This is a genomic window from Cyclobacteriaceae bacterium (assembly GCA_013141055.1).
In the GTDB taxonomy this organism is placed as follows: domain Bacteria; phylum Bacteroidota; class Bacteroidia; order Cytophagales; family Cyclobacteriaceae; genus ELB16-189.
In genome coordinates this window covers 1,076,261-1,088,788 of sequence record JABFRS010000001.1, presented here as the reverse complement: position 1 = coordinate 1,088,788, position 12,528 = coordinate 1,076,261, and the positions used below count along the sequence as shown (strand labels likewise).

Sequence of the window (12,528 nt, the reverse complement as noted above, 5' to 3'; positions counted from 1 at the left end):
TGTATATGATATCGTGAGAGGTCATTTACCGGCAAAAACTGATACTTCGTCGCCGTCTTTTTCATTCTGATTTCTGGCATAATTTTTCACTCCTTACTGTGACCGCCAAAAGTGGATCACATGAAAACTATAACCAATAGTATTATCGCAATCTTAATCCTGGTCATTCTGGGTGCTTGCTCACCAAGCTCCAAGATCACGGGTTCGTGGAAAGCACCAAGTGTTACAAAGTCTTACAATAAGATTATGGTAGCCGGTCTGACACAGAGCATTGATGCGAAAAGGACTATTGAAAATTCGATGAGTACCGCTCTGTCTTCCAAGGGCGTTGCCGCAACAAAAAGTATTGAAGTGTTTCCTCCAAACTTTGGAAAGGACATCACAAAAGAGGATATGCTCAACAGCATCCGAAAGAAAGGTGCAGATGCAATTCTCACTGTTTCATTGGTAGACAAACAAACTGAATCAAGGTATGTTCCGGGAACGTACGGTTATACACCCATTCCTATGTACAACAGGTTCTGGGGTTATTATAACTACATGTATCCTACCATGTATAGCCCAAACTACTATACAGAAGAAAAGATCTATTACATGGAAACGAACCTGTATGATGCAGACACTGAAGAACTCGTATGGTCTGCTGAATCAGAAACGTATAACCCTGATAATCTCAGTGGGTTTTCTCAAACATTAGCCAATATTATTGCCAACAAGCTTGAGAATGATGGCCTTATTGGCAAGCAAATTGTAAAGCCAGGTAATAAGACGGTATCAAAGGTTAATAATAAGTAATACAACAACTAAACGTATACACTATGAAAACGGAAAATGTTTTATATACCGATGGTCATGACGTAACTGTCACCAGCTCCATGCTTCAGGTAAAAAAGAAATGGTATGCGTTGAGCGGAATAACGAAACATAACTTTTCTATTTTACCTCCTGACAGAGTAGTGTGCTACTCTCTGATCGTGCTGGGTGTACTCTTTGAAATTGCAGGAGCTGCAAGATTGATCCAATCCGATATGGTTTCGAACATGTATATCATGGATCGTTGGGTAACAGCAAATCAGGTAGCAGTGGGCATTGGTATATTCCTACTTCTGATAGGGGCTGTATGGCTCATGTTAACCAAAGAGAGATATGCTGTCAGCATTACTACCGCCGAAGGTGAAAAAAATGTGATCGTCAGCGAACGAAAGGAATACATTACACAAATTGTACATGCTTTGAATGAAGCCTTCTTTGCAAGGTTAGATAATTCAGGGAGTACAACAATGAAGACAAGAAAAAGGGATTTTATAGTATCGGGCAGATAACCTTAGAACTCTTTTCAAAAAAGGCCGGACTTAATCGTCCGGCTTTTTTATTTTCTACCTTTGCGGAATGGACATGAATCGGTTCCCTGAACTTTCCCGGAAGAAATTCTCTGAGAACAAGAAGTTCCTGCTGAACCTTAAAAAAAAGGATCCACGCAAAGTGGACGACGCTTTCCATCAGCAGCATGAGGAGGTATTTGAAGAAATGGATTGCCTCACCTGTGCTAATTGCTGCAAGACTACAAGCCCTATCTTCTATCAGACAGATATTGAGCGCCTGGCAAAGGGGTTGAGAATGAAGCCCGGTGACTTTGTGGAAAAATATCTTAAGATTGATCAGGATAAGGATTACGTATTGATCTCATCTCCCTGCCCATTTCTGGGATCAGATAATTATTGTTCGGTTTATGAAGATCGCCCCAAAGCCTGCCGCGAGTATCCGCATACAGATCGCAAGAAGGTGGTGCAGATCATGGAGCTCACCAGTAAAAACACAATGGTATGTCCTGCTGTGTTTGAGATGGTAGAGCGAATGAAAAAGATTGAACTGTAATCAGCTTAATAAAAAAAGCCTTCCTGATGTGAATCGGGAAGGCTTTAATTTATATAAAGAGTCCTTAGACCTGAGCTGCAATCTTTGATGCTAATACTGACTTAGGCACAGCGCCAACTTGTTTATCAACGATCTGACCGTTTTTGAAAACGAGCAACGTTGGGATGGAACGAACACCAAAGCGTGCCGTGACTTCCGGATTTTCATCAACATTGAGCTTTCCGATAATAGCCTTGCCTTCATAATCACCTGCAAGTTCTTCTACCGCAGGTCCGATCATTTTACAAGGTCCACACCATTCTGCCCAGAAATCGACTAATACAGGTTTGTCTCCCTTGATTGCCTCATCAAATGTGGCATCCGTTAATACAAGTGCTTTTCCCATTTTATTTATGTTTTTTGACGTTTTATTTGCTTCTGGATATTTAACACGAAGATAAACACCTAAGTTCAGGGTGCAAGACAATTATTAATCGCTTTTGGATCCAGAGTTTATTGTGTCGGGTTTTGTCGTACAGCTTACTTTTCAATGGTCAGTTTCAAATCAATAGACCACCTCTACCTCAACCTCGGGAATTTTCTTCATCTTCTTCACCATGTCATTCACCGCCCGTACTCTGAACTTCCTGGATAAAAGCTCCAGACTGATGTTCTCTTTTTCATCCCTCAGCTTGAGATAAAATGGTGTGTTTCCATTATACTCCTGGCAGACTGTTTCGATCTGCTTTACCAGTTCAGGATTTAATGCGCTGGTGCTGATCTTCAGTTGAAGTCCTTTCGCACGCTTTACTCCAATCTCATTCAGCAATTCAATATTCCTTATTTTGAATTCAAGATTTTGCTCGCCCCAGCTTTTTCTCAACACATTACCCTCAACAAAAAGGAACAGTCCTGGCATCAGGAATGATTTGAATTTAAGATAGTCATCGCTCCAGAGCACGAATTCATATTTACCGGAATAGTCTTCCATCGCAAGCTTCCCGAAAGGCCTGCCTGTCTTTGTCATCTTGTGCTCTACCGTTGACACAATACCACCAAGCTTAAATTCTTTTCCTTCCGAACCTTCAATGTTGTTGAGCATCGTGACCTGTGCTGAACAGAACGTATCCATTTCAAACTTGAAATTATCAAGCGGGTGTCCTGAGATATAAACCCCTACGACTTCCTTTTCAAAGTGAAGTTTTTCAATTTCACTGAATGGCTCTACAGCATCTACTTTAGGTCTTGGAACTTCCGTGCCGGAAGAACCACCGAACATGCTCACCTGCGAGCTCATTGTTTCCTGTTGAAGCTTCGCTGAATAACGGGTAGCTTTTTCAGTAAGATTGATATCGCCATCCTTTGCAAAAACATACTGGCGTCGATGATGCTCCGGGAAGCAATCAAACGCACCCGACAAGGCCAGGCTTTCAAAAGTCTTTTTGTTAACAGATCGCTGACTCAACCGTTTCGCAAAATCAAAAATGTCTTTATAGGTGCCCTGAGCATCGCGCTCTGTAATGATCGATTCTACTGCCGCATCACCCGCACCTTTGATCGCCCCCAATCCAAAACGGATTGCTCCCTGCTTGTTCACCTCAAAGAATACTCCTGATTCGTTTACATGTGGTCCCAGCACTTCTATTCCCATCTTGCGGCACTCTTCAATAAAGAATGTGACATTCTCAAGATTGCTTTGTGAATGTGTTAATACCGCCGCCATGTACTCGGCAGGATAGTTTGCTTTCAGGTAAGCTGTATGATACGCCACCAGTGAATAGCATGTTGAGTGAGATTTGTTAAAGGCATATTGCGCGAACGCTTCCCAGTCTTTCCAGATCTTATCGGCAATGCGTTCATCGTGATTGTTCTTTTTACAACCTTCGATGAACTTGTCCTTCATTTTATCCAGCACGTCCTTCTGCTTCTTTCCCATCGCCTTACGCAAAACGTCTGCGTCGCCTTTTGAGAAATTGGCAAGCTTTTGTGACAGCAACATCACCTGCTCCTGGTAGACGGTAATTCCGTATGTGTCCTTAAGATACTCCTCCATCTCAGGCAAGTCATAGCGGATCGCTTCACGGCCATGCTTACGCGCAATGAAGTTGGGAATGTATTCCATCGGACCCGGGCGGTACAATGCATTCATGGCAATGAGATCCTCAAACTTATCTGGCTTCAGCGCGCGCAGATAATTGAGCATTCCTTCGCTTTCAAACTGGAAGGTTCCGATCGTTTCACCACGCTGATATAACTGATAGGTCTTGAGATCTGTCAAAGGAACATTCTCAAGGTCAACATCAATGTTTCTTTTCTTCTTGATGTTCTTGATCGCCGTCTTGATAATGGTCAGCGTTGTGAGACCCAGAAAGTCCATCTTCAGCATCCCTGCATTCTCTACCACGCTGTTGTCGAATTGGGTGACCAGCATGGAAGAATCTTTCGCTGTCGAAACAGGGATCAGCTTCGTCATGTCATCCGGCGTAATGATCACCCCGCAGGCATGTGTTCCGGTATTGCGTAGAGAACCTTCAATAATGATCGCCTGCTTTAATACCTCTGCACGCTTGTCACTTCCCTTGCGGAGCGCTTCCAGCTCATGAACTTCCTCAAAAGCTTTTGAAAGTGTGGTGCCTGGACGTTCAGGAATCAGCTTTGCCATGTTATTGGCGTCTGCTAAAGGAAGCTCCATCACGCGGGCAGCATCACGGATGGATGACTTTGCTGCCATCGTACCATATGTAATGATCTGCGCAACCTGACGATGTCCGTACTTTTCGATCACATAATTCAATACGCGATCGCGTCCTTCGTCATCAAAGTCAATATCAATATCGGGAAGTGATACACGATCCGGATTCAGGAAACGTTCAAACAGAAGATCGTATGCAATTGGATCAACGTTGGTGATTCCGGTACAGAACGCAACTACTGACCCGGCTGCCGATCCACGGCCCGGTCCGACAGAGACACCCATCTCTCTCGCCTTTGAAGTGAAATCCTGAACGATAAGAAAGTATCCGGGATAACCAGTCTTCTTGATTGTCTCAAGTTCAAATTCGATTCGCTCCTTTGTCTCGTCTGTTAATGTTGGATATCTTTTTTTCGCACCTTCATAGGTAAGGTGCTTTAAGTAATCATCTTCCGTTTTAAATCCTTTCGGTATATCAAATTTTGGAAGAGCCACCTTACGCTCCAGCTTATAGCTTTCAATCTTGTCAGCAATTTCACTAAGCACATCAATGGCTTCAGGCATATCGCTGAAAAGCTTCTTCATCTCCTCCTGGGACTTGAAGTAATACTCATTGTTGGGGAGTCCGTAACGCTTACCGCGTCCTTCACCAATTGGAGTTGATTGAAATTCTCCTTCCTTAATACAGAGAAGAACATCGTGCGCATTCGCCTCTTCTTTCTCCATGTAAAAGACTTCGTTGGCTGCGAAATATTTTACTTTATACTTTTTGCAAAAGCGGAGCAGTGTTTGGTTTACGTGATCTTCCTCCGGGATACCATGACGGTTCAGCTCTACGTAGAAATCTTCTCCAAAGGTTTTGTGCCACCAGGCAAATGCTTCTTCAGCCTGTCTTTCTCCGACATGAAGAATTAAATGCGACACTTCGCTTGTGAGGCCTCCGGTAGTGGCAATCAGTCCCATTTTATATTCTTCCACCAGCGCCTTGTCAATACGTGGATGAATTCCATAAAGGCCTTCCATGAAACCCAATGAACTGAGTTTTGAAAGGTTATGATAACCGTCCTTATTTTTTGCGATCAGCACCTGACTGTAGCGCTTGTCAGGATTATCTTTTGTGAATTTCGTTTTCTTCCGCTCGTCTGCAAGAAACAGTTCACACCCTACAATAGGTTTGATGTTATTGCTCAGAGCTTCGTGCACAAACTTAAATGCGCCAAACAGATTACCAATATCCGTCATTGCTATGGCGGACATGCCTTGCTCTTTCGCTTTCGCGATAATGTCTTTTACATTGGCCGTAGCCTGAAGAACAGAATATTGTGAGTGTAAATGAAGATGGAAAAATGGCTTGTCGGTAAGTTTTGCGCCTTTTCCCTCATCACCATAGTCAGTCTTCTTCTTTTTAATTCGCTTGCTGTTGTTGCCGGCCTCCAGATTTGGCTCTTCATATTCTATCTCATCAACAGGAGTGGAGTCGAAGGGCTTAACAACCTTTTGTTTGATCAGTCCGAAAAAGGATCTCGCTGTAGCGGCCACATCATACGACGCATCGTGAGCATCGCCAAAATCTTTACCGAAAAGCTTAATGTGCAATTCGGTAAGGCGAGGCATCTTCATTCTGCCACCCGGACCGCCCGTCAGCTGGCAAAACTCAATGGAAACAATTCCAGTATCAATTTTGGTGGCCTCCAGTAATTTATCTGTAGATAGTTTTTGACGGATCAGCTCAGCGCCAAGGATATTGATATCAAACTCAATATTATGACCTACCAGTACGGAGGCTTTCGCCATGTCTTCTGTAAACAAAGCGAGGATGCCATCAAGATTGTGTCCTTCTTCCATCGCCCGCTTGGTGGAGATGCCGTGGATCTGCTCTGCCTTATAAGGAATGTCGAATCCTACAGGCTTGATTATATAATTATGCTGAGAAAGAAGTCCGCCTTTATTGTCGTGCAACTCCCAGGCAATCTGCACAACGCGCGGCCAATTGTCGAGATCAGTGAGAGGCGCGGTCTTATTGTGCGGAACACCGGTAGTTTCCGTATCAAAGATTAAATACATGAAAAGAAAAGTAGTGGTTAACGGTAAAAATAGCGCAGTTGAAGTCAGGTCACAAACACGAAATCCAGATTGCTTTCAGGCTTATTTGGACAGCGTATAATTAAAGATCTTCAATTGTTTGGTAAACCTTCCGGAAGTAATTTTGGTTCGTTTGTAAAAACCCTAACCTCATTATGAAGTGGTTTCTTGCCCTGTTCTCCAGCACGCTGGGGAGAAAAGTTGTGATGGCTCTCACTGGCCTTTTTCTAATTTCTTTTTTAGTGGTTCACCTTATCGGAAACCTTCAGCTTTTGAAAGACGATGGCGGTCACGCTTTTAATGTGTACGCAGATTTTATGGGTCACAACCCAATCATTCAGACCATCGCAAAGGGTAATTTTGCCTTCATCCTCATTCACATTTTCTGGTCTCTGATGCTGACCATCAAAAACCGCAAGGCCCGTGGCAAGGGATATGATGTGCCGGGAAAATCTTCCGCGTGGTCTTCAAGAAATATGGGAATCCTCGGAACCATTATCCTTGTTTTCCTGGTGATTCACCTTCAGCACTTCTGGGCGCAGATGCACTTTGGCCAGATGCCTGTAGTCAACTATGACGGAAAAGAAGTTAAAGACATTTATACCCTTGTGAACCACTGGTTTCATGTTCCATGGTATGTAACGGTGTATGTATTCTCTATGGCTGCCGTAGCGTTTCACCTGGTTCATGGTTTTCAGAGCGCATTTCAGACGCTGGGCCTGAATCATTTAAAATACAATCCGATTATAAAATTCGTAGGATACGCTTATGCGTTGATTGTTCCTGCGCTGTTCGCATTGATTCCTGTTTATATGTTCTTTAACTAAGATTTTGTATGAAGTTAGAATCAAAAATTCCTGCCGGACCCTTAGCCGAAAAATGGTCCAAGCATAAATTCAGTAACAAACTTGTCAACCCTGCCAATAAGCGCAAGTATGATATCATAGTAGTGGGTACAGGCTTGGCGGGTGCGTCAGCTGCCGCCTCTCTTGGAGAACTTGGATACAACGTTCAGGCATTTTGCTTTCAGGATAGCCCCCGCAGAGCTCACTCCATTGCTGCTCAGGGTGGTATCAATGCCGCAAAAAATTATCAGAATGACGGCGACAGTGTCTATCGTTTGTTTTATGATACTATAAAGGGTGGTGACTATCGTGCACGCGAAGGCAATGTTCATCGTCTCGCCGAAGTCAGTGTAAATATTATTGATCAGTGTGTTGCCCAAGGTGTTCCCTTTGCCCGTGAATACGGTGGTACGCTTGCTAACCGTTCCTTCGGTGGATCCCAGGTATCCCGTACATTCTATGCACGCGGTCAGACCGGACAACAATTATTATTAGGAGCTTACTCTGCCCTGAATCGTCAGATTGCGAATGGCAAAGTAAAGATGCACACTCGTTCTGAAATGCTTGACCTTGTCATGGTCGACGGAAAAGCACGTGGAATTATCACACGCGATCTTATTACCGGAAAAGTAGAATCTCATGCAGCACATGCTGTTATCCTTGCCACCGGCGGATATGGAAACGTATTTTATCTCTCTACAAATGCAAAGGGTTCAAATGTAACCGCTGCATGGAGAGCTCACAAGAAGGGTGCTTTGTTCGGCAATCCTTGCTTTACACAAATTCACCCAACGTGTATTCCTGTATCAGGTGATCATCAGTCCAAACTGACATTGATGTCTGAATCATTGAGAAATGACGGACGCGTGTGGGCACCAAAAGTTGCAATCAAAGGACTGAAGGCGAAGGATGCTGCCAAGATTGCTGAAGGCGATCGTGATTATTTTCTTGAAAGACGCTATCCTTCCTTTGGTAATCTTGTTCCACGCGATGTTGCTTCCCGCAACGCCAAGATGGTATGTGATGAAGGTCGTGGAGTAGGGCCAACAGGTCTCGCCGTATTCCTTGACTTCGCCGATGCTATCAAGCGTGATGGAAGAAAAGTGATCGAAGCAAAGTATGGTAATCTTTTTGACATGTATCAGCAGATCACCGGAGATAATCCTTATGAAATGCCGATGATGATCTTCCCTGCTGTTCACTATACGATGGGTGGACTTTGGGTAGACTATAATCTCATGACTACTGTTCCAGGACTATATGCGATGGGAGAGGCTAATTTTTCTGATCACGGTGCCAATCGCCTGGGTGCAAGTGCCTTGATGCAGGGATTAGCAGACGGATATTTTGTAATCCCTTACACGATTGGTGATTATCTCGCCGGCATGACCTGGGATAAAATCGGAACAGATCGTCCGGAGTTCAAACAGGCGATAGACGCTGTGAACGAGCGCGTCAACAAGTTGCTTTCCATAAAAGGAAAGAAGACTGTCGATGAGTTTCACCGTGAGCTTGGCCACATCATGTGGGAGTATTGCGGAATGTCGCGCAATGAAGCAGGATTGAAGATCGCGAAAGGAAAGATCCAGGAACTTAAAAAAGAATTCTGGTCGAATGTGAATGTACTTGGCTCTGCTGGAGAATTAAATCAGGAGCTTGAGAAGGCAGGTCGTGTGGCAGACTTTATTGAATTGGGTGAACTGATGGTAGACGACGCTCAAAGCCGTTCAGAATCATGCGGCGGTCACTTCCGTGAAGAATCCTCTACTCCTGATGGAGAGGCTATGCGTAAAGACGATCAGTTTGCATACGTAGCGGCATGGGAGTATAAAGGCGAGAATGTACAGGAAGAACTTCACAAGGAGGAATTGATTTTTGAGAATGTGAAGTTGACACAACGTTCATATAAATAGAGTACACTCGTTCATGTCCGCATAAGCGAATGAAAGTATAGTTTAATCTTTTAGCATTATGAAAATTTCTCTCAAAGTCTGGCGTCAAAAAGGTCAAAACACCAAAGGTGAATTCAAGACTTACAAACTGGATCACGTATCACCTGATATGTCTTTCCTGGAAATGTTTGACATCCTGAATACAGACCTGATCAAGAAGAATGAAGAGCCTGTAGCATTTGATCATGATTGCCGTGAAGGCATTTGTGGAATGTGCAGCATGTATATCAATGGACATCCTCATGGTCCGCAGCAAACAACAACATGCCAGTTGCACATGCGTACTTTCAAAGATGGTGATACCATTACAGTAGAGCCATGGAGAGCGCAGGCCTTTCCGGTGATAAAAGATCTGGTGGTAGACCGCACTTCTTTTGACAGGATACAACAGGCCGGTGGATACGTGTCTGTAAATACCGGTGGAGTTCCGGATGGCAATGTGATTCCGATCCCTAAAAAAATCGCTGACGAAGCAATGGATGCGGCAACATGTATTGGTTGTGGTGCATGTGTAGCGGCTTGCAAGAATGCTTCTGCTATGTTGTTTGTCAGTGCCAAGATCTCTCAATTCGCATTGTTACCTCAGGGCCAGCCTGAACGTAAGGAGCGCGCTGAGAAGATGGTAGCGCAGATGGATGCAGAAGGATTTGGATCTTGTACCAATACCTATGCATGTGAAGCTGAATGTCCAAAAGGTATTAAGGTGACGAACATCGCAAGAATGAACAGAGAATTCCTTGTGGCGTCCCTGACTTCGTATGAGATAGAGAATAGTGGAGGAGGAGATTAAGGAAGATCGAAGAACAGAAAATCAGAAGCCCCGGTTGGGGCTTTTTTATGATCGATAAATCGGGCATAAAAAAAGCCCGTTGAGGGCTTTCAATATTTATGAAGCATTCAGCATCACTCGCTTTTGCAAACTGCAATTCCTACTCGTCCTCCCGGGGTTGAAACTGAAACGGAGGAACCAATATTACCTGCTGCCAGTACGACATCGCGATCAGCACCTGTATCTCCCAAATGGATCTTAACACAAGCCTCCAGATTGATCAAACGCTTGTAATCGATCGCCGACTCATCTGCCAGCTGATTAAAATTTGTTTCACTCTTACCAGTGATTCCATCTACAGGATTTAAAAGCAGGGCAACATCAGCTCCGGTGGTGCCGATATTTCCAAGGTGAAGGTGGACTGGCAATTTTAAATCTTCATGAAGACCCTCCAGCTTAATAACTGCATTGATCTTTCCATCTTTTCTTTCATTGAAAACTACCGTTCCGCTTACAGAGTATTGTGAGCTCTGCTGTAATGCATACGTAGTTTGATTGCCGGTAAGTTCGGACGTCACAATCTCATTCTTTTGGCAACTGATCGCCAGCCCCGCCAAAATCAGAAAACCCATCAACTGTTTCATACCCATCAAATTTTAATTAAAACTAGAAAAAATACTGCATTGAATTTTCATGTTCCTGACGTGATTTTGCGAATGTTTGACAAATACCCCGGATTCTGGCATGAATGTGGTTTATTTATAATTCGAATAGCTGCTGATAAAACGAATTTCGCCCTTTTTAAGTGTATAAAACCGGTAGTAAGTATTACTCGTAAAAGCATAAAAATTGGACGTTTTTTTAGTTTTGCAGTACGAACCCATCCCTAATCGTAATTTTTGATCCCTTGAAAAAACTAATTGTTATCGCTCTTATTGTTGCGAGTTGCGGACCTGCAGCTACCCAGAACAAATCAAAAAAGAAGGGCAAGCAGGAGAACCCTAAGCCAGCATGGCTGAATGCAAAGCCTATGACCGACCAGTATTATGTCGGAATCGGGCATGGCACAAAGGATGGAACCAGCAACTACGTTCAGGAAGCAAAGAAGAGTGCACTGGAAGATCTTGTTTCAGAGATAAAAGTTAATATTTCCTCTACCTCAGTGCTTACCTCGATCGATCAGAATAAAGAGTTCCGGGATAAGTATGAGCAGATGATCCAGACTACTGCCGCAGATGAGATTGAAGAATTTGAATCCGTTGATTCCTGGGAAGACCCGGTTAACTATTGGGTATACTATCGCCTGTCAAAGCAGCGCTATCATGAGATCAAGGAGCAGCAGAAGAGAGATGCGGTGACCCTTGCTCTTGATTTTTTTACAAAAGCAAAAGAATCAGAGCGTGGAGGTAATTCCATTCAGGCATTGGGTTTTTACTATCAGGGTTTCCGTTCTGTAGAGAAATATCTTGCAGAACCTATCACGCTGACGTTTGAAGGCAAGAGCATCATCCTTACCAATGAGATCTATGCAAGCATGCAGGGTCTGTTGGATAATTACCAGGTAACGACTACACCTTCACAGCTTTCACTGAATCGCAGAGTTGCACAAAGCAATATTTCAGTGATGGCGAAAGCTATTGACAGGAAGACAAAATTGCCGCTGGGAGATCTTCCTCTGAAAGCCGCTTTTGATAAAGGATCCGGTGATGTATTCCCAACCTATAAGACAGATGCTTCGGGCCAGGCAAAAATATTATTGACGAAGATCGGATCGCGTGATCTGGAACAGACAGTTGGAGTGAGTGTTGATCTGCTTGCTTTTGCAGGTGAAAATCCATCACCCATCTTCGCATTGATCTCATCTAAGATGACGGTGCCGAAGGCAAGCGTTCTGTTGTCAGTACAGAGACCATTGGTTTATATTTCATCCGTTGAAAAGAATTTTGGTGTAACAAAATCCAATCAGCAGGTAACAAACAAGATCAAGAATTTCCTTACCAGTCAGGGATTTGAATTAACCGATGAAAAGAAGAAGGCTGAGTTGCTGGTAGACATTTCAACGGATTCTGAAAAGGGAGCGGTGTCCGGCAGCATCTATATTACTTATGTGACGAGTGTGATTCGTGTCAGCACTGGTAAGGAGAATAAAGAAATTTATGCTACCACGCTGGAGCGGATAAAAGGATATAGCCTGGATTATGACAGGGCAAGTCAGGAGGCTTATAATAAGTCGCTGGACACGCTGGATAAGGAAAAGCTCCCTGAACTTTTAAACGCAATTTTGCAGTAAAAAATGGCAATTATGATGGTTTTTGATGAAAAATCATTTCGAAA

10 protein-coding genes are annotated in these 12,528 nt (G+C 43.7%); 7 read left to right on the top strand and 3 right to left on the bottom strand.

Annotated elements, in window-relative coordinates; all coding sequences use genetic code 11:
* Window positions 1–120: 120 nt before the first annotated feature.
* From HOP08_04670 to HOP08_04660, 3 genes are all read left to right on the top strand, one after another.
* Window positions 121–795 carry a hypothetical protein gene (locus HOP08_04670; protein ID NOT74201.1) on the top strand — a complete coding sequence of 225 codons (675 nt, stop codon included), beginning with the start codon at window positions 121–123 and terminating at the stop codon, window positions 793–795.
* A gap of 23 nt (window positions 796–818) precedes the next feature.
* Complete coding sequence (locus HOP08_04665) at window positions 819–1,322, top strand: hypothetical protein (GenBank protein ID NOT74200.1); 504 nt, start codon at window positions 819–821, stop codon at window positions 1,320–1,322.
* Between the two features lie 67 nt (window positions 1,323–1,389).
* Window positions 1,390–1,875 (top strand): YkgJ family cysteine cluster protein, encoded by a 486-nt coding sequence (locus HOP08_04660; protein ID NOT74199.1) that lies wholly within the window; start codon window positions 1,390–1,392, stop codon window positions 1,873–1,875.
* A 64-nt stretch (window positions 1,876–1,939) separates the two neighbouring features.
* Here the strand turns inward: HOP08_04660 and trxA are convergent, their stop codons facing one another.
* Complete coding sequence (trxA, locus tag HOP08_04655; GenBank protein NOT74198.1) at window positions 1,940–2,260, bottom strand: thioredoxin; 321 nt, start codon at window positions 2,258–2,260, stop codon at window positions 1,940–1,942.
* A 159-nt stretch (window positions 2,261–2,419) separates the two neighbouring features.
* The gene (gene dnaE / locus HOP08_04650; protein NOT74197.1) at window positions 2,420–6,610 is read right to left on the bottom strand and encodes a DNA polymerase III subunit alpha; all 4,191 of its coding nucleotides are present in this window, start codon (window positions 6,608–6,610) and stop codon (window positions 2,420–2,422) included.
* 173 nt (window positions 6,611–6,783) lie between these two features.
* On the opposite strand from dnaE, the gene HOP08_04645 reads away from it, so the two are divergent.
* The 3 genes from HOP08_04645 to HOP08_04635 are packed head-to-tail and all read left to right on the top strand — an operon-like array spanning window position 6,784 to window position 10,215.
* The gene (locus HOP08_04645; protein NOT74196.1) at window positions 6,784–7,455 is read left to right on the top strand and encodes a succinate dehydrogenase cytochrome b subunit; all 672 of its coding nucleotides are present in this window, start codon (window positions 6,784–6,786) and stop codon (window positions 7,453–7,455) included.
* An 8-nt stretch (window positions 7,456–7,463) separates the two neighbouring features.
* Window positions 7,464–9,386: a fumarate reductase/succinate dehydrogenase flavoprotein subunit gene (locus HOP08_04640; protein NOT74195.1), complete on the top strand. Its 1,923-nt coding sequence runs from the start codon at window positions 7,464–7,466 to the stop codon at window positions 9,384–9,386.
* 58 nt (window positions 9,387–9,444) lie between these two features.
* On the top strand, window positions 9,445–10,215 hold the full coding sequence (locus tag HOP08_04635; protein NOT74194.1) for a succinate dehydrogenase/fumarate reductase iron-sulfur subunit: 771 nt from the start codon (window positions 9,445–9,447) through the stop codon (window positions 10,213–10,215).
* A 113-nt stretch (window positions 10,216–10,328) separates the two neighbouring features.
* Here HOP08_04635 and HOP08_04630 read toward each other — a convergent pair whose 3' ends face one another.
* A complete protein-coding gene (locus HOP08_04630; GenBank protein NOT74193.1) occupies window positions 10,329–10,838 on the bottom strand; it encodes a hypothetical protein in 510 nt (169 codons plus the stop codon).
* Between the two features lie 263 nt (window positions 10,839–11,101).
* Between HOP08_04630 and HOP08_04625 the strand changes: the two genes are divergently transcribed.
* Window positions 11,102–12,484, top strand: a complete 1,383-nt coding sequence (locus tag HOP08_04625; protein NOT74192.1) for an LPP20 family lipoprotein — start codon at window positions 11,102–11,104, stop codon at window positions 12,482–12,484.
* The last annotated feature ends 44 nt before the right edge of the window (window positions 12,485–12,528 follow it).